Source organism: Pseudomonas lactucae, assembly GCF_036688725.1.
GTDB lineage: Bacteria > Pseudomonadota > Gammaproteobacteria > Pseudomonadales > Pseudomonadaceae > Aquipseudomonas > Aquipseudomonas lactucae.
In genome coordinates this window covers 336,472-353,477 of the sequence record NZ_JAQQPT010000001.1, presented here as the reverse complement: position 1 = coordinate 353,477, position 17,006 = coordinate 336,472, and the positions used below count along the sequence as shown (strand labels likewise).

At 61.4% G+C, this 17,006-nt stretch carries 15 protein-coding genes; 12 read left to right on the top strand and 3 right to left on the bottom strand.

Translation table 11 applies throughout. The features are described from left to right. Positions 1–60 precede the first annotated feature (60 nt). From V6M90_RS01550 to V6M90_RS01540, 3 genes are all read left to right on the top strand, one after another. A complete protein-coding gene (locus tag V6M90_RS01550; protein ID WP_332845976.1) occupies positions 61–3,579 on the top strand; it encodes a DUF2339 domain-containing protein in 3,519 nt (1,172 codons plus the stop codon). After that, on the top strand, positions 3,579–4,931 hold the full coding sequence (locus tag V6M90_RS01545) for a DUF3999 domain-containing protein (RefSeq protein ID WP_332845987.1): 1,353 nt from the start codon (positions 3,579–3,581) through the stop codon (positions 4,929–4,931). Before V6M90_RS01550 ends, V6M90_RS01545 begins: the two co-directional genes overlap by 1 nt. Positions 4,932–5,040: 109 nt before the next feature. Then, a complete protein-coding gene (locus V6M90_RS01540; RefSeq protein ID WP_003171139.1) occupies positions 5,041–6,051 on the top strand; it encodes a class 1 fructose-bisphosphatase in 1,011 nt (336 codons plus the stop codon). 55 nt (positions 6,052–6,106) lie between these two features. On the opposite strand, the gene V6M90_RS01535 is transcribed toward V6M90_RS01540, so the two are convergent. Then, on the bottom strand, positions 6,107–6,289 hold the full coding sequence (locus tag V6M90_RS01535; RefSeq protein ID WP_141063098.1) for a hypothetical protein: 183 nt from the start codon (positions 6,287–6,289) through the stop codon (positions 6,107–6,109). 165 nt (positions 6,290–6,454) lie between these two features. Between V6M90_RS01535 and V6M90_RS01530 the strand changes: the two genes are divergently transcribed. Beyond that, on the top strand, positions 6,455–6,709 hold the full coding sequence (locus V6M90_RS01530; protein WP_003171143.1) for a hypothetical protein: 255 nt from the start codon (positions 6,455–6,457) through the stop codon (positions 6,707–6,709). Positions 6,710–6,739: 30 nt separating this feature from the next. Next, on the top strand, positions 6,740–7,309 hold the full coding sequence (locus V6M90_RS01525; RefSeq protein ID WP_003171144.1) for a lipocalin family protein: 570 nt from the start codon (positions 6,740–6,742) through the stop codon (positions 7,307–7,309). A 53-nt stretch (positions 7,310–7,362) separates the two neighbouring features. Here the strand turns inward: V6M90_RS01525 and V6M90_RS01520 are convergent, their stop codons facing one another. Continuing rightward, positions 7,363–8,727, bottom strand: coding sequence for a formimidoylglutamate deiminase (locus tag V6M90_RS01520; protein WP_003171146.1), 1,365 nt, complete (start codon positions 8,725–8,727; stop codon positions 7,363–7,365). Positions 8,728–8,874: 147 nt separating this feature from the next. On the opposite strand from V6M90_RS01520, the gene hutC reads away from it, so the two are divergent. Continuing rightward, the gene (hutC, locus tag V6M90_RS01515) at positions 8,875–9,585 is read left to right on the top strand and encodes a histidine utilization repressor (protein ID WP_225911443.1); all 711 of its coding nucleotides are present in this window, start codon (positions 8,875–8,877) and stop codon (positions 9,583–9,585) included. After that, positions 9,582–10,139: a HutD/Ves family protein gene (locus V6M90_RS01510; protein WP_038844749.1), complete on the top strand. Its 558-nt coding sequence runs from the start codon at positions 9,582–9,584 to the stop codon at positions 10,137–10,139. The genes hutC and V6M90_RS01510 overlap by 4 nt, the downstream gene beginning before the upstream one ends. A 42-nt stretch (positions 10,140–10,181) precedes the next feature. Here the strand turns inward: V6M90_RS01510 and V6M90_RS01505 are convergent, their stop codons facing one another. After that, on the bottom strand, positions 10,182–10,580 hold the full coding sequence (locus V6M90_RS01505; protein WP_003171150.1) for a hypothetical protein: 399 nt from the start codon (positions 10,578–10,580) through the stop codon (positions 10,182–10,184). Positions 10,581–11,034: 454 nt separating this feature from the next. Here V6M90_RS01505 and hutU point away from each other — a divergent pair, with 454 nt between their 5' ends. The 5 genes from hutU (at position 11,035) to V6M90_RS01480 (ending at position 17,002) form a co-directional block, all read left to right on the top strand. Beyond that, positions 11,035–12,720, top strand: a complete 1,686-nt coding sequence (gene hutU, locus V6M90_RS01500) for a urocanate hydratase (RefSeq protein ID WP_258317764.1) — start codon at positions 11,035–11,037, stop codon at positions 12,718–12,720. Between the two features lie 43 nt (positions 12,721–12,763). Continuing rightward, positions 12,764–14,224: a purine-cytosine permease family protein gene (locus V6M90_RS01495; RefSeq protein ID WP_003171154.1), complete on the top strand. Its 1,461-nt coding sequence runs from the start codon at positions 12,764–12,766 to the stop codon at positions 14,222–14,224. 68 nt (positions 14,225–14,292) lie between these two features. Then, positions 14,293–15,258, top strand: a complete 966-nt coding sequence (locus V6M90_RS01490) for an ABC transporter substrate-binding protein (protein WP_305428281.1) — start codon at positions 14,293–14,295, stop codon at positions 15,256–15,258. Between the two features lie 71 nt (positions 15,259–15,329). Further along, complete coding sequence (locus tag V6M90_RS01485; RefSeq protein WP_003171157.1) at positions 15,330–16,181, top strand: ABC transporter permease; 852 nt, start codon at positions 15,330–15,332, stop codon at positions 16,179–16,181. After that, the gene (locus tag V6M90_RS01480; RefSeq protein ID WP_003171158.1) at positions 16,178–17,002 is read left to right on the top strand and encodes a quaternary amine ABC transporter ATP-binding protein; all 825 of its coding nucleotides are present in this window, start codon (positions 16,178–16,180) and stop codon (positions 17,000–17,002) included. The genes V6M90_RS01485 and V6M90_RS01480 overlap by 4 nt, the downstream gene beginning before the upstream one ends. The last annotated feature ends 4 nt before the right edge of the window (positions 17,003–17,006 follow it).

Here is a 17,006-nt window from a genome sequence, read left to right as displayed (position 1 = left end):
TGCGCGTCGATATACTAGGCCACGGTTTGCCCGCCTCGGGCTGCTCAGGGAATATCGACGATGCAATGGATTTTCATGCTGATTGGCCTGGTGCTCGGCTGGACGCTCGATGAGTCGTTCTATGATGCGGGCATCGGTGCGCTGCTGGGGTTGGGCATTGGCCAGGCGATTGGCCTGTCGAAGCTGTCGTCCAAGGCAAATCAACAAGCGCTCCAGTTGGAAACCACGCAAAAGGCCCTGATCGCGCTGGGCGAGCGGCTGCGGCAATTGGAAGTCCCCGCGCCACCTGGCAGCGCCATTGTCGAAGCTCCCGTCCCGCAATTTACCCCCGAACCCGCACCTGTCGCCCAGGCCCCCGAGCTTGTCTGGGAGTTGCCGGCCGAATTGGCGCCCGTTGCCGCCGTTGCCGAACCGAGCCAACCGCTGCCGGATGATGTCTGGGTCGCCACCCCACGTCTCCAGGAACCTGCCGCCCCGCGTGGCCCCAACCTGATCGAACGCGCCATCAGCGGTGCGCGCAATTGGCTGTTTGGCGGCAACACTGTGCTGCGGGTCGGTGTGGTGCTGTTGTTCCTCGGCCTGGCGTTCCTGCTGCGCTATGCCACGGAAGGCATGGTGGTGCCGATCGAGCTGCGTTACGCCGGTGTGGCCGCCGCCGCCCTCGGCCTGTTGGGCCTGGGTTGGTGGCTGCGGCTGCGTAACAGCAATTACGGGTTGATGCTCCAGGGCACCGGCATCGCGGTGTTGTACCTGACGGTATTTGCGGCGATGCGCCTGCACCCGCTGATCGACCCCGGCGCGGCCCTGGGCCTGCTGGTGGCGGTCACGGTGTTCTCGGCGATCCTGGCGGTTACCCAGGACGCGCTGGGGTTGGCCTGTGCGGCGGCGCTCGGTGGTTTTGCCGCGCCGATCCTCACGTCCACCGGTGCCGGCAACCATGTGGCGCTGTTCAGCTATTTTGCCCTGCTCAATACCGGCATCCTCGCCATTGCCTGGTTCAAGGCCTGGCGTTTGCTCAACCTGATCGGTTTTGTCGGCACGTTCGGCATCGGCTTCGCCTGGGGCATGCGCTCCTACACGCCGGAGCTGCTGTGGAGCACCGAACCGTTCCTGATGGTGTTTTTCCTGATGTACCTGGCCATCGGCCTGTTGTTCGCCCGGCGCAAATTGCAGGAAATGGGCGACGCGCCCGAGGGCCGTGATGCCTTGCTGCGCTGGTCGGCGGCCAAGGGCGATTATGTCGACGGCAGTATGCTGTTCGGCCCGCCGCTGGTTGGCTTTGGCTTGCAATTCGCATTGGTGCAGCACTTGGAGTTTGCCGCTGCGTTCAGCGCGTTGGGCCTGGGCATTATCTATATGGGCCTGGCGCGGTTGTTGAGCGGCGGGCGTGCCTTGCTGCTGGCGGAAACCTGCCTGGCCCTGGGCGTGATCTTTGCCAGCCTGGCGATTCCGCTGGGCCTCGATGCGCGCTGGACCGCTGCAGCCTGGGCAGTGGAAGGCGCCGGGATCTTCTGGCTGGGTCTGCGCCAACAACGACCGTTGGCGCGAGCCTTTGGCTTGTTGCTGCAGTTGGGCTCGGCACTGGCGTTCCTCAGCGAGTTGCGCATCGGCGAGCACACCTTGCTTGATGGCGCGCCACTGGGAGCCTTGCTGCTGGGCGCGGCGTTGCTGTTCAGCTTCCAGCAGTTGCGCCAGGCGCCCGGCGAGCAGGCGGCGGATTGGGAGCGCCGCGGCCTGCCGGTCCTGGCGAGTCTGGGCCTGGGTTTCTTGTACCTGCTGGCGCCGTTGCTGTTGCTGACCCAAGGCACCGCTGTCAGTTGGGCCATCGCCGGGTTGTTGACGCTGTTCATCGGTCTGCGCATTGGCTCGCGCACCTTCCTGTTCGCTGCGTTTGCCGTGCAGTTGTTGGGTGGCGCGTTGTTCCTGCTGCGTTTGCAGGGCGGTGAGGGCGCGGCGGTATTCGATGCCGGCTGGAGCGGCTTGCTCACGGCCTCGCTGATCGGCCTGGCCTTGATCGGCGGCATGCTGCTGGCGGCGCGTGACGACATGGTGCGCAACGATGTGCGCCTGTTGCGCGGCCTGTCGGTGGTGCTGCTGGCCGGACTGGTGCTGATCAACCTCGCCGTGCTGTTCGTGCTGCCGTGGGAAAGCGCCAGTGGCGTCTGGGCGGCCAGTGGGTTGTTGATCATCTGGTTGAGCCTGTACCTGCAACAGCGCGTGAGTTTTATCTTCGGCTTGCTGCTGCAACTGATCGGCGGTGGCTCGTTCCTGCTGGCGGTGCCGGACCTGCTCGGGTCTTTGAGCCGCGACGCATTGAGCCCACTGGCCCACAGCGGTTTCTGGACACCCATGGTGCTGGGGCTGGCCGCCATGGCCGGCGCCTGGCGCTTGCAGCGTGAGCCCCATGCACCCGTGTTTTCGGTGCTCAAATTGCAACGTTTGTCCGATTTGCTGCTGGTGTGGGGCGCGGCCTGGTGGACGATGGCCCTGGCCGGCGAAATACTGCGTTTTGTTCCCGGCGAGCTGCAAGGCGCCTTCCTGCTCGGCATCGCTGCCATCAGCGTGGCGATCTGGACGCTGCTGGCGACACGCCTGCGCTGGGCGTCGTTGGGCATGCTCTGCACCTTGCTGATGCCGGCGGCGGGCATCGTGCTGCTGGCCTCGGCGCACACCTATTACCACCCGGCGGCGCAGTACGGATGGTTGGCGTGGCTGGCGGTGTTTGCGGTGCATTTCATCTCGCTGCGGCGCTTGGCGGCGGTAGTGCCGGGCAGGGCGCTGAGCATCGCCCATGTAGTGGGCTGCTGGATGCTGATCGGCGTGCTGGCGTTGGAACTGCGCTACGGTCTGCTGCGTTTCTCGGCCGAATACAACGCCTGGCGCTGGTTGGGCTGGGCGGTGCTGCCAAGCCTTTATCTGGTGCTGGCGGCTGCGCCGCGCAACTGGCCGTGGCCGGTGTCGGCGTATCCACGAGAGTATCGCGTGCTCGCGGCATTGCCATTGGCGTTGCTGATGCTCGGCTGGTTCTGGCTGGCGAACAGCTTCAGCGACGGCACGGCTGAGCCGTTGCCCTATGTACCGCTGCTCAACCCGCTGGACCTTGGCCTGTTGTTCGCGTTGCTGGGTGTGTACGTGTGGTCGCGCGGCGTCGCGCCGCAACGCGGGCCAAGGGCCGAGTTGCTCGCCCAGGGTGTCGCGGGGCTTTCACTGTTTGCGTTCTTCACCGCACTGGTGATGCGCACGGCTCACCATTGGGGCGGCGTCCCCTTCCAGCTGGACGCGTTGCTTGAATCGATGCTGGTGCAAGCCGGCCTGTCGATCGTCTGGACGTTGATCGCCCTGGGCCTGATGATCGGTGGCCATTTGCGCCATCGTCGCGAAGTGTGGCTGATCGGCGCGGCGTTGATTGCGCTGGTGGTGGCCAAGTTGTTCTTTGTCGAGCTGAGCAATCGCGGCGGCCTGGCGCGAATCGTGTCGTTTATCGGCGTGGGCGGGTTGTTGCTGGTGGTGGGCTACTTCGCGCCGCTGCCGCCCAAACGTGTCGAACCTGTGCTGGAAACTGAAGGAGCAGCCTCTTGATCGGTAAGTTGAGCGTGGCCCTGGTGGGCCTGTGTGCGGCGGTGTCGGCGTGGGCTCAGGAAGTCCCGGCGGATTTCGCCAGCCGGGTGCCGCTGAGCGTCAGCGGCAACGGCCCCTGGTATCGTCTTGAGTTGCCATTGGACGTGCAATTGAATGCGCGTCAGGCGGACCTCGGTGATGTGCGCGTCTTCAACGCTGCCGGTGAGCCTCAGGCGTATGCGCTGTCGCGCCAGTCGTCCCTGCGCACCGAAAGCCGCAACGTCACCGACGTGAAGTGGTTCCCGCTGTACGCCGCCGACACCCAGCAGGCCTTGCCCGGTGTGGTGATGAAAACCACCGCCGAAGGCACCCTGGTGGAAATCAAACCGAGCACCGCCGCGAAACCGGGCAAGCAGGTCCTGCGCGGCTGGGTGCTGGACGCCAGCGCGATCAAGGCGCCCTTGCAGCAGCTGAGTCTCGATTGGAGTCGCGAGCGGGACGGCTTCCAGCGTTTCAGCATGGAAGCCAGCGACGACCTGCAACATTGGGAATCCTGGGGCGATGGGCAAGTGGCGCGCTTGTCGTTTGCCGACGAGCGGGTCGAGCAGCATGACGTCAGCCTGCCAGGGCAATCAGCGCGTTACCTGCGCCTGGTATGGCAAGGCCAGGCGGCGCCGCTGTTGACCTCGGCCAAACTGACCAGCGCCACCAGCAACAGTCTGCCGATGCCGCTGGTGTGGTCGCAGCCGTTGGCCGGCACGCGACTCAGTGCCGGCGAATACAGCTGGCAGCTGCCCACGGGGCTGAATGTGGAGCGCTTGCGTATCGAGCTGCAGCAGCCCAATACGCTGGCGCCGGTGACGTTGTCGGGGCGAAGTGATGCCAAGCAAGCGTGGCAGCCCTTGAGCAGTGGCCTGTTGTACCGCCTGACCCAGAACGGCCAGGACGTGGTGCAGGATGAGTTGCAGTTGCCGGGCCAGGTGGTCAACCAGCTCAGGTTGCAGGTGGATGAGCGCGGCGGTGGCCTGGGTGCTCAAGCGCCAGCCTTGCGCTTGGCGGTGCGCACGACCCAACTGGTGTTCCTGGCCCGTGGAGAGCCGCCGTTCAGCCTGGCGTTGGGCAATGCCTCGGTGAAGGCCGCGAACCTGCCACTGTCGACGCTGATCCCGGACTACAGCGCCGAGCGCCTCAAGGCACTGGGACAAGCCAAAATAGCGGGGCAGATCGCCGCCACGCCGCCTGCGGTTGTGGCGGCTGTCGAGAGCGGGCCGAATTGGAAAAAGTACGCCCTCTGGGCCGTATTATTGCTCGGCGTGGCCGCGCTGGGCGCCATGGCCTACAGTTTGCTGCGCAAGCCGCCGGCGGCAGGTTAGATAAAGTCCATGAACTCTATTGGGTTTTAATCCTCTGATAGGAGGAAATACGCCCCGACTCGCGTTAAACTGCGCGGGTTTTCAAGCCCCCCATTCTCCGGAGCCTTACATGTCCCGCGTTACCTTGAGTCGCTATTTGATTGAGCAGACCCGCAGCAACAACACGCCTGCCGATCTGCGCTTCCTTATCGAAGTGGTGGCGCGTGCTTGCAAGGAAATCAGCCACGCCGTCTCCAAAGGCGCACTGGGTGGTGTCCTGGGCAGCATGGGCACAGAAAACGTGCAGGGCGAAGTGCAGAAGAAGCTCGACGTGCTGTCCAACGAGATCCTGCTTGAAGCCAACGAATGGGGCGGTCACCTGGCCGGCATGGCGTCCGAAGAAATGGACAATGCCTACCAGATCCCGGGCAAATACCCTAAAGGCGCCTACCTGCTGGTATTCGACCCACTGGACGGTTCGTCCAACATCGACATCAACGCACCGGTCGGCACCATCTTCTCCGTGTTGCGCTGCCCGAACGAATACCTGAGCCAGAACGAAGCTCTGAACGAAAAGGCCTTCCTGCAGCCAGGCACTGAGCAGGTGGCTGCCGGTTACGCGATCTACGGCCCACAGACCATGCTGGTGCTGACCCTGGGCGACGGCGTCAAAGGTTTCACCCTGGACCGCGAAATGGGCAGCTTCGTGCTGACCCACGAAGACATCACCATTCCTGCATCCACCCAGGAATTTGCGATCAACATGTCCAACCAGCGTCACTGGGAAGAACCGGTCAAGCGCTACGTCAACGAATTGATGGAAGGCGAAGAAGGCCCGTTGAAGAAGAACTTCAACATGCGGTGGGTCGCTGCCATGGTGGCCGACGTGCACCGTATCCTGACCCGTGGTGGCCTGTTCATGTACCCACGCGACAGCCGCGAGCCGTCCAAACCGGGCAAACTGCGCTTGATGTACGAAGCCAACCCGATGTCCTTCCTGGTCGAGCAGGCGGGCGGCGCCTCCACCGACGGCCACCAGCGCATCCTCGACATCCAGCCTGAAGGCCTGCACCAGCGTGTGGCCGTGTTCCTGGGTTCCAAGGAAGAAGTTGAGCGTGTGACGGCTTATCACAAGAAGTAAGGTCTAACTGTAGGAGCACGCTCGCTCCTACATTTTGAAACAGCCCCGAAACGTTTCAGCGTTTCGGGGCTTTTTCATTTTTGCGGGTATCAGCGGTTTGGCTCTGGTCCAGCTCTATGAAGACGTCGTCGAGGTCCTGATAAAGTCCTGACTCGATTTCCTGCGCGCCTGAAGCGAGTCGTTCCAACATCACTTTTGTTTCTGAAGCGTATAGCTCGAATTTGCTTTCTTCACTCATGAGCTGGAGTCCTCATCCAAGTGCAAACTTTGCGATTTTGGCAGGACGGCGCAGTCCCTGTGCAGAAAAAAGAAATACCACCCCGCATCGGGAACCAGACACCTGTTTTCCCTTCTAAGCTTCTGGCAGATACCCACGCTGCCTTGTCCCTCCAGGAGTTATTCCATGTCGTTACGCCGTCTTGCCCTGCTGACTTTCTGCGTGCTGTTGGCCGCCTGCAGCAAGGTCAATCAAGAGAATTACGCAAAACTGTCGGCCGGAATGCCCAAGGCTGAGGTCGAGTCGTTGCTGGGCAAGCCTACTGACTGTTCCGGCGCACTGGGTATGTCCAGTTGCACCTGGGGCGATAAAACCAGCTTTATCAGCGTTCAATATGCCGGTGACAAGGTTCTGATGTTTTCCGGGCAAGGCCTGAAGTAAACCGGGGCGCAAGCCTGCGGGAGAAGAAGAATGATGCGTTTTGTTGTGTTCCTTTGCGCCAGCCTGTTTTTGGCGGGCTGCGCCAGCCATTCTGGCGATGATCTGCAACCCAAGACTGCCGGCAGCGTCAACCTCAAGCGTTACCAGGGCACCTGGTATGAGCTGGCCCGACTGCCGATGTACTTCCAGCGCAATTGCGCGCAATCCGAAGCTCGCTACACCCTGTTGCCTGACGGCGACGTGTCGGTGTTCAACCGCTGCCTGACCAGCGAATGGAAGTGGGAAGAAGCCAAGGGCACAGCGACGCCGCAAGTGCCCGGCAAGACCGACAAGCTCTGGGTGGAATTCAATAACTGGTTTACCGCCTTGTTACCGGGCGTGGCCAAGGGCGATTACTGGGTGCTGTACGTCAGCGATGACTACAAGACCGCCATCGTCGGCAGCCCGAGCCGGCGCTACATGTGGATTTTGTCGCGCACGCCTACAGTGAGCGCCGATACCCGCGAAGACCTGCTGAGCCGGGCGCGGCAGCAGGGCTATGACACCACTCGGTTGATCTGGCGTACGTCGGACAAGCAGATGGCCAAGACTTCGCAGTAACCCAGAATCACCACAGATCCATTGTGGGAGGGGGCAAGCTCCTCCCACATTTTTTAACCGAGTAAATCCTTCAGTACCTGCGTAAACGCCCGGTTGCTTTCTTCCTCGCCGGCATGCCGCCCATCGCGCACCACCCACTTGCCGTTCACCAGCACATCGCGCACTTGCCGATCACCGCCGGCGAACAGCCAGCGGTTGAGAATCCCATCCTCGCTGGCAGTCGCCAGGTAGGGATCGTTACCGTCCAGCACAATCCAATCCGCACGTTTACCCACTTCCAAGCGACCAATCGGCTGCCCCAGTGCCTGCGCGCCGCCCTCCAGCGCGGCATCGAACAGCGTCCGCCCGACCATCGGTTGATCGCTGCGATACAAACGGTTGCGCCGTTGATCGCGCAGGCGCTGGCCGTATTCCAGCCACCGCAGTTCTTCCACCACGCTCAGCGATACATGGCTGTCGGAGCCAATGCCCAGGCGCCCACCTTGGGCGAGGAAGTCCACCGCCGGGAAAATTCCATCGCCCAAATTGGCTTCGGTGGTCAGGCACAAGCCGGCAATCGCGCGGCTCCTGGCCATGCGTGTGACCTCGTCCGCGTCGGCATGCGTTGCGTGCACCAGGCACCAGCGCTCATCGACTTCCACGTTGTCATACAGCCATTGCAGCGGACGCTTGCCGCTCCAGGCCAGGCAGTCGTCGACTTCCTTTTGCTGCTCGGCAATGTGGATATGCACCGGGCACCTCTTGTCGCTGGCGGCCAGCACGTCACTGATCTGTTGCGGTGTAACCGCGCGCAGGGAGTGGAAACACAGGCCCAGTTGCTGCGCCGGTTGGGCCGCGAGAATCGGCTGCAAACGCGCCTGTAACTCCAGATAGTGTTCGGTGCTGTTGATAAACCGTCGCTGGCCTTCATTGGGCGCCTGGCCGCCGAAGCCTGAATGGGTATAAAGCACCGGCAGCAACGTCAGCCCCATCCCACTGCTGGCCGCCGCCTGGCTGATCTGCCGCGACAGCTCGGTGCGATCGCTATACGGCTGGCCGCTGACATCGTGATGCACGTAGTGAAACTCGGCCACCGAGGTGTAACCGGCTTTGAGCATCTCGATATACAGCTGACGCGCGATGATCTGCAATTGCTCCGGGCTGATCTTGCCGACCATGCGGTACATCAGCTCGCGCCAGGTCCAGAAACTGTCATTGGGGTTGCCGGCCACTTCGGCCAAACCCGCCATGGCGCGCTGGAAGGCGTGGGAGTGCAGGTTCGGCATGCCCGCCAAAACCGGGCCTCTCAGCCGTTCGGCGGCATCGGAGCTGGCATTGGCCGTGACGTGTGTCAGCAGCCCGTCAGCGCTGACTTCAAGACGTACATCGTTGGCCCATCCACTAGGCAGCAGCGCGCGTTCGGCAAAGAAAGCGGACATGATCAGAGCACTCCGGTCGTGTGTTTATTTGTATATACATATACAGACGTTTGCCTGCTCGGTAAACTCCGGCAATCTATGCATCTTTTCCCCCTGCAAGGATTCCCTGTGCCGACTCCGCCCGCCAACTCTTCGCTGGCTGCCCACATGGACGAAAGTCCGGCGCCCTTGTATGCCCGCGTCAAACAGATGATCAGCCAGCAGATCCTCACCGGCAACTGGCCGCCCCATTACCGCGTGCCGTCCGAGAGCGAACTGGTCAGCCAACTGGGCTTCAGCCGCATGACCATCAACCGCGCCCTGCGCGAGCTCACCGCTGAAGGTTTGCTGGTGCGCATGCAAGGCGTCGGCACCTTTGTCGCCGAGCCCAAGAGCCAGTCGGCGCTGTTCGAGGTGCACAACATTGCCGATGAGATCGCCTCCCGCGGTCATCGGCATACCTGCCAGGTCATCCACCTGGGCGAAGAGGCCGCCGGTTCCGAACGTGCCGTGGCCCTGGAAATGCGCGAAGGCGGGCGGGTGTTCCACTCGTTGATCGTGCATTACGAAAACGATATTCCCGTGCAAATTGAAGACCGGTTCGTCAACGCCCTGGTCGCACCGGACTACTTGCAACAGGATTTCACCCAGCAAACGCCGTATGCCTACCTGAACCAGGTTGCACCCTTGACGGAAGGCGAGCACGTCGTAGAAGCGATTCTCGCCGACGCCTCCGAGTGCAAGCTGCTGCAGATCGAGCCTGGCGAGCCGTGCCTGCTGATTCGTCGGCGTACCTGGTCGGGTCGCCAGCCGGTGACCGCCGCGCGTTTGATCCACCCCGGTTCCCGTCATAGCCTGGAAGGACGTTTCAGTAAATGAGTTCCGTAAAAGTCTGGCGCGCCGCCGATTACGTACGCATGCCCTGGAAAAACGGCGGCGGCAGTACCGAAGAAATCACCCGTGATGCCGGTACAGGGCTGGATGGCTTTGGTTGGCGCTTGTCGATTGCAGATATCGCGGAATCCGGCGGCTTCTCTACTTTTGCCGGCTACCAGCGCGTGATCACCGTGATCCAGGGCGCCGGCATGGTGTTGACCGTAGACGGCGAAGAGCAACGCGGGTTGCTGCCGCTGCAAGCTTTTGCGTTCAAGGGTGACAGCCAGGTGTCATGCCGTTTGATCACCGGGCCGATTCGCGACTTCAACCTGATCTATTCGCCCCAGCGTTACCACGCACGGCTGCAATGGATCGATGGCGAACAGCGCTTCTTCAGCACGGCGCAGACGGTTCTGGTGTTCAGTGTTGCGGATGAAGTGAAGGTGCTGGACCAGAAACTTGGCCATCACGACTGCCTGCAAGTGGACGGTAACACTGACCTGCTGGAGGTTACCGTGAGCGGTCGCTGTTGTGTTATCGAACTGAGCAACAGCTGAGCGCTTGTATGACCGGCGCTCAGCCACTGTTGGGAGATGGGTTTACTTAACGCACATCAGTTGAAAGCCCATCGAAGAATCGCCAGCGGGTTTGTTGTCTCCCACTTTCAGCGTTAAAACGTTGACGTAGTTGATCGCCGGGACGCTCCCCAACTTGGCGTGGCCGTAAAAAATGTGATCATTGGAGCTGACGTCCGTCACCGACACGGTGCAAAACCGTGGCGCATCCTTGAACACTCCCGGCACAAACCTGACTTTGTAATCGGAGAAGTAATCAGGTTGGGCGGTGAGTTTCACGTCCTTGATCCACTTGGGTGACTGCGCAGTAACTTTTCCTGTTTTATCAAGGGTCGCAGTAAAGGTGTCGGCAATGGCCTGGACTGAAGCCATGCTTGTCGCCATGAGTACGATAAAGATGCCTGCCCGTTTTAGAGTGGTCACGATAAGTCTTCCAGGGTGTTGGGTGTGTGAAAGCCGACTCTAAACCACTGAATATACGAAAAAATCCGTTTTTACTGGGCCACAGATAACTCAGAAAAATCGTCGTTGGGACGCGTCTTTTGCCTGGCAGGCCAGGCGCGCTATTTTACTGCTACGCATTCCCACCCTCGATTCCCAACCGTGCGCACCATTTTGTTACCGAATGCCCCAATGCGGCGCAATGCTGCGTTGGGGTGACAAACCCCTCTTCCGGCAAGAAACGTCTGCAAGAAATTTCATCAAGCCTCAAAGCCTTAATTTCCAAGGCTTGCATACCCCTCCACAAAAAATCCCGACGACGCCTTTCTAAAGTTGGCCGCTTGATTGCATATGCTTGTATGTACAAGTAAAGATGTGTGCGTAAGACTCTCCTTCGCACCATCCATGTTCGCGCATCATGCCGAGGAGTCCAGTCGTGACCGATTTTTCTAAAGCCAGGCCTACAAAATACCGTGACGTCGAAATCCGCGCCGCCCGCGGTAACAAGCTCACCGCCAAAAGCTGGCTGACCGAAGCGCCGCTGCGCATGCTGATGAACAACCTCGACCCGCAAGTGGCCGAGAACCCGAAAGAACTGGTGGTGTACGGCGGTATCGGCCGTGCGGCGCGCAACTGGGAGTGCTACGACCAGATCGTCGAAAGCCTCACGAACCTGAACGACGACGAAACCCTGCTGGTGCAATCGGGCAAGCCGGTCGGCGTGTTCAAGACCCACAGCAACGCACCGCGCGTGCTGATCGCCAACTCCAACCTGGTGCCGCACTGGGCCAGTTGGGAACACTTCAACGAACTGGATGCCAAGGGCCTGGCCATGTACGGCCAGATGACCGCCGGCAGCTGGATCTATATCGGCAGCCAGGGCATCGTTCAGGGCACTTACGAAACCTTCGTCGAAGCCGGTCGCCAGCATTACAACAGCGACCTGACGGGCCGTTGGGTACTCACCGCCGGTCTCGGCGGCATGGGCGGCGCGCAACCGTTGGCCGCGACCCTCGCCGGCGCGTGCTCGCTGAACATTGAGTGCCAGCAGGTCAGCATCGACTTCCGCCTGAACAGCCGCTATGTCGACGAGCAAGCCACCGACCTCGACGACGCCCTGGCGCGTATCGCCAAGTACACCAAGGAAGGCAAGGCCATCTCCATCGCCCTGTTGGGTAACGCCGCGGAAATTCTGCCGGAACTGGTCAAGCGCGGCGTGCGTCCGGACATGGTCACCGACCAGACCAGCGCCCACGACCCTCTCAACGGTTACCTGCCGGCCGGCTGGACCTGGGACGAATACCGCGCTCGTGCCAAGACCGAGCCGGCTGCCGTGATCAAGGCCGCCAAGCAGTCGATGGCCGTGCACGTCAAAGCCATGCTGGAGTTCCAGAAACAAGGCATCCCGACGTTCGACTACGGCAACAACATCCGCCAGATGGCCCAGGAAGAAGGTGTGGAAAACGCCTTTGATTTCCCGGGATTCGTACCGGCGTATATCCGCCCACTGTTCTGCCGTGGCATTGGCCCGTTCCGTTGGGCGGCGCTGTCCGGCGATCCGCAGGACATCTACAAGACCGACGCCAAGGTCAAGGAACTGATCCCGGACGACGCCCACCTGCACAACTGGCTGGACATGGCCCGCGAGCGCATCAGCTTCCAGGGTCTGCCGGCACGTATCTGCTGGGTCGGCCTGGGCCAGCGCGCCAAGCTCGGCCTGGCATTCAACGAAATGGTGCGCAGCGGCGAGCTGTCGGCACCGGTGGTGATCGGTCGTGATCACCTCGACTCCGGCTCGGTTGCCAGCCCCAACCGCGAAACCGAATCCATGCAGGACGGCTCCGACGCCGTGTCCGATTGGCCGTTGCTCAACGCCTTGCTCAACACCGCCAGCGGCGCGACCTGGGTCTCGCTGCACCATGGTGGCGGCGTGGGCATGGGCTTTTCCCAGCACTCCGGCATGGTCATCGTCTGCGATGGTACCGACGAAGCGGCTGAGCGTATTGCCCGCGTACTGCACAACGACCCGGCCACCGGGGTGATGCGTCACGCAGACGCCGGCTACCAGATCGCGATTGATTGCGCCAAGGAGCAGGGCTTGAACCTGCCGATGATCAAGTAAGCCAGCCCCCCCCTGAAAACAATCCATCAGAGGTTGAACACCCATGGCTGCAAATGACACCACCCCGTTGATCGAGAAACGTTCGATCGATTACATCCCGGAAGCGGAAAGACATGGTCGTCTATTGAGCCAGTTCACCCTGTGGATGGGTGCCAACCTGCAGATCACCGCGATTGTCACCGGGGCCTTGGCCGTGGTGCTGGGCGGTGATGTGTTCTGGTCGTTGATCGGCCTGTTGGTCGGTCAACTGATCGGTGGCGGCGTGATGGCGTTGCATGCGGCGCAAGGGCCCAAGCTGGGCCTGCCGCAGATGATCTCCAGCCGGGTGCAGTTTGGCGTGTACGGCGCGGCGATTCCGATCGTGCTGGTGTGCCTGATGTACCTCGGCTTCACCGCCACCGGCACGGTATTGTCCGGTCAGGCGCTGGGCCAGTTGTTCGGGGTCAGCGACAGCACCGGCATCTTGATTTTCGCCAGTGTCATCGTGCTGGTCACGGTGCTCGGTTACCGGGTGATCCACTTCATCGGTCGCGTTGCCAGCGTCATTGGCGTGATCGCCTTTGTCTACCTGTTCAGCCGTCTGATGAGCCAGACCGACGTTGGCGCACTCCTGCAGATCCGCCACTTCAGCTGGAGCAGCTTCCTGCTGGCGGTGTCGCTCGCGGCCTCCTGGCAGATCGCTTTCGGGCCGTATGTGGCGGACTACTCGCGCTATTTGCCGAGCAAGACCTCTTCGGTAAAAACCTTTCTCGCCGCCGGTGCCGGTTCGGTGATCGGCGCGCAGGTGGCGATGGTCCTCGGCGTGTTTGCCGCGGCCATGTCCAACGGGCAATTCGCCGGTCACGAAGTGGCCTACATCGTCGGCTTGAGTGGTACGGGTGCCACTGCGGCGCTGCTGTATTTCAGCATCGCGTTTGGCAAGGTCACCATCTCCACGCTGAACTCCTACGGCAGCTTCATGTGCATCGCGACCATCATCAGCGGCTTCCGTGGCCGCCTGGAGGTCACGCGCTTGCAACGCCTGGTGTTCGTACTGGCGATTGTCGGCACCGCGACCTTGATCGCCTTGCTCGGCCAGCATTCGTTCCTGGGCGCGTTCAAGTCCTTCATCCTGTTTCTGCTCGCCTTCTTTACGCCGTGGAGCGCGATCAACCTGGTGGACTACTACTGCATCACCCGCGAGCGCTATGACGTGCCGGCGCTGTCCGATCCAAACGGGCGCTACGGTCGTTGGAACCCGCTGGGTATCAGCGTCTATGTATTCGGCGTGCTGGTGCAGTTGCCGTTTATCTCTACCAAGTTCTACACCGGCCCGCTGGTGAGCACCCTGGGGGATGTGGATATCTCCTGGATCATCGGCCTGGTATTGCCCGCCGCCCTGTATTACCTGTGCGCAAAAAAATGGCACGGCAGCGTGCCCGATCAACTGATCCTGCCGGTCGAGCAGGACAGCGTTGTAGCCACTGAAAAAAGCGGAGCCGGTCGCGCTGCGGCGCAGGCCTGACGGGACGTGGACAGGGCAGGATGCCTTTTGACTGCCGTAATCCATTTCATGATTGGGAGCGTCACACAATGAAAATGAATAAGACCCTGCTGACCACGTTGTTCTCTGCGGGCTTACTGGCAAGCAGCGGCGCCTATGCGGCCGGTTGGTGCGAATCGGGCAAACCGGTGAAGTTCGCCGGCCTGAACTGGGAAAGCGGCATGTTGCTCACTGACATCCTGCAAACCGTGCTGGAAAAAGGCTACGACTGCAAAACCGACAGCCTGCCGGGCAATTCCATCACCATGGAAAACGCCCTGAGCAGCAATGACATCCAAGTGTTTGCCGAAGAGTGGGTCGGCCGCAGTGAAGTCTGGAACAAGGCCGAGAAGGCCGGCAAAGTCGTCGGCGTCGGTGCGCCGATCGTCGGTGCGATCGAAGGCTGGTACGTGCCGCGCTATGTGATCGAAGGCGACGCCAAGCGCAAGCTTGCGGCCAAGGCCCCGGACCTGAAAAACATCGCTGACCTGACCAAGTACGCCGCTGTGTTCAAGGACCCGGAAGAACCGTCCAAGGGCCGTTTCTACAACTGCCCGGCCGGCTGGACCTGCGAGCTGGACAACAGCGAAATGCTCAAGAGCTACGGCCTGGAAAGCACCTACACCAACTTCCGTCCAGGCACCGGCCCGGCGCTGGATGCGGCGGTGTTGTCGAGCTACAAGCGCGGCGAGCCGATCCTGTTCTACTACTGGTCGCCAACCCCGCTGATGGGCCAGGTCGACCTGGTCAAGCTCGAAGAAAAACCCGGTGTGGACAAGACCGTTAGCATCAAGGTCGGTCTGTCCAAGACCTTCCATGAGCAAGCCCCGGAACTGGTGGCCGTGCTGGAGAAGGTCAACCTGCCGATCGACCTGCTTAACCAGAACCTGGGGCGCATGGCCAAGGAACGCATTGAGTCGCCGAAACTGGCGAAGATCTTCCTCAAGGAACATCCTGAAGTCTGGCACGCCTGGGTGAGCGACGACGCAGCCAAGAAAATCGACGCGGCCTTGTAGGCCAAGTGAGCCCGGCTACCCTGAGGGGTGGCCGGGCGACCGGCTGCAACCCACTGGATCGAGAGCACGCTATGTTTCCTGAGAGTTTTACGTTTTCCATTGCCGACTGGGTCAACGGTTGGGTGGATTCACTGGTCACCAATTACGGCGATGTATTTCGGCAGATCTCCGACACTCTGCTGTGGGCCATCGTCAACCTGGAAGGCCTGCTGCGCGCGGCGCCCTGGTGGCTGATGCTGGCGATTGTCGGCGCTGTCGCCTGGCACGCCACGCGCAAGGTGGTCACCACCACGGTGATCGTCGGTCTGCTGTTCCTGGTGGGCGCGGTTGGCCTGTGGGACAAATTGATGCAAACCCTGGCGCTGATGATGGTCGCCACGGTGATCTCGGTGCTGATCGGTATTCCGTTGGGCATCCTGTCGGCGCGCAGCAATCGCTTGCGTTCGGTGCTGATGCCGCTGCTCGACATCATGCAAACCATGCCTAGCTTCGTGTACCTGATCCCGGTGCTGATGCTGTTCGGCCTGGGCAAAGTCCCGGCGATTTTCGCCACGGTGATCTACGCCGCACCGCCCTTGATTCGCCTCACCGACCTGGGCATTCGTCAGGTCGACGGCGAAGTCATGGAAGCCATCAACGCCTTCGGTGCCAACCGCTGGCAGCAACTGTTCGGCGTGCAACTGCCGCTGGCGCTGCCAAGCATCATGGCCGGCATCAACCAGACCACCATGATGGCGTTGTCGATGGTGGTGATCGCCTCGATGATCGGCGCCCGTGGCTTGGGTGAAGACGTTCTGGTCGGCATCCAGACCCTCAACGTCGGCCGTGGCCTTGAAGCCGGGCTGGCGATTGTAATTCTCGCTGTGGTCATCGACCGCATTACCCAGGCCTACGGTCGTCCACGGCATGAGGCGAGCAAATGACTACTGTCAGCAAAATCGAAGTCAAAAACGTCTTCAAAATTTTTGGCAACCGCTCCAAAGAAGCCCTGGCGCTGGTCGGCCAGGGCAAGACCAAGGATCAGGTCCTGGCCGAGACCGGCTGCGTGGTCGGCGTGAACGACCTGTCCCTGAGCATCGGCACCGGCGAGATCTTTGTGATCATGGGGCTGTCGGGTTCCGGCAAGTCGACCCTGGTGCGCCACTTCAACCGCCTGATCGACCCCACCAGCGGCGCGATCCTGGTGGACGGCGAAGACATCCTGCAACTGGACATGGACGCCCTGCGCCAATTCCGTCGCCACAAGATCAGCATGGTGTTCCAGAGCTTCGGCCTGTTGCCCCACAAGAGCGTGCTCGACAACGTCGCCTACGGCCTCAAGGTGCGTGGCGAAACCAAGCAGGTGTGCGCCGAGCGTGCGCTGCACTGGATCGAAACCGTGGGCCTCAAGGGCTACGAAAACAAATACCCGCACCAGCTGTCCGGCGGCATGCGCCAGCGCGTCGGCCTGGCCCGCGCCTTGGCCGCCGACACTGACATCATCCTGATGGATGAAGCCTTCAGCGCCCTCGACCCGCTGATCCGTGCCGAGATGCAGGACCAGTTGCTGGAGCTGCAGAAGACCCTGCACAAGACCATCGTGTTTATCACCCATGACCTCGACGAGGCGGTGCGTATCGGCAACCGCATTGCGATCCTCAAGGACGGCAGGCTGATCCAGGTCGGCACGCCTCGGGAGATCCTGCATTCGCCGGCGGATGAGTATGTGGACCGGTTTGTTCAGCGACGGGCGGCGGTGGTCTGATCCA

Bases quoted from the DNA above. Each gene is read 5' to 3' on its own strand.
- V6M90_RS01535 (WP_141063098.1), bottom strand. From the start codon at position 6,289: ATGAGTGAAGAAAGCAAATTCGAGCTATACGCTTCAGAAACAAAAGTG.
- V6M90_RS01480 (WP_003171158.1), top strand. From the start codon at position 16,178: ATGACTACTGTCAGCAAAATCGAAGTCAAAAACGTCTTCAAAATTTTT.
- V6M90_RS01510 (WP_038844749.1), top strand. From the start codon at position 9,582: ATGAGTTCCGTAAAAGTCTGGCGCGCCGCCGATTACGTACGCATGCCC.
- V6M90_RS01550 (WP_332845976.1), top strand. From the start codon at position 61: ATGCAATGGATTTTCATGCTGATTGGCCTGGTGCTCGGCTGGACGCTC.
- V6M90_RS01520 (WP_003171146.1), bottom strand. From the start codon at position 8,727: ATGTCCGCTTTCTTTGCCGAACGCGCGCTGCTGCCTAGTGGATGGGCC.
- V6M90_RS01485 (WP_003171157.1), top strand. From the start codon at position 15,330: ATGTTTCCTGAGAGTTTTACGTTTTCCATTGCCGACTGGGTCAACGGT.
- hutC (WP_225911443.1), top strand. From the start codon at position 8,875: ATGGACGAAAGTCCGGCGCCCTTGTATGCCCGCGTCAAACAGATGATC.
- V6M90_RS01540 (WP_003171139.1), top strand. From the start codon at position 5,041: ATGTCCCGCGTTACCTTGAGTCGCTATTTGATTGAGCAGACCCGCAGC.
- V6M90_RS01490 (WP_305428281.1), top strand. From the start codon at position 14,293: ATGAAAATGAATAAGACCCTGCTGACCACGTTGTTCTCTGCGGGCTTA.
- V6M90_RS01495 (WP_003171154.1), top strand. From the start codon at position 12,764: ATGGCTGCAAATGACACCACCCCGTTGATCGAGAAACGTTCGATCGAT.
- V6M90_RS01525 (WP_003171144.1), top strand. From the start codon at position 6,740: ATGATGCGTTTTGTTGTGTTCCTTTGCGCCAGCCTGTTTTTGGCGGGC.
- V6M90_RS01530 (WP_003171143.1), top strand. From the start codon at position 6,455: ATGTCGTTACGCCGTCTTGCCCTGCTGACTTTCTGCGTGCTGTTGGCC.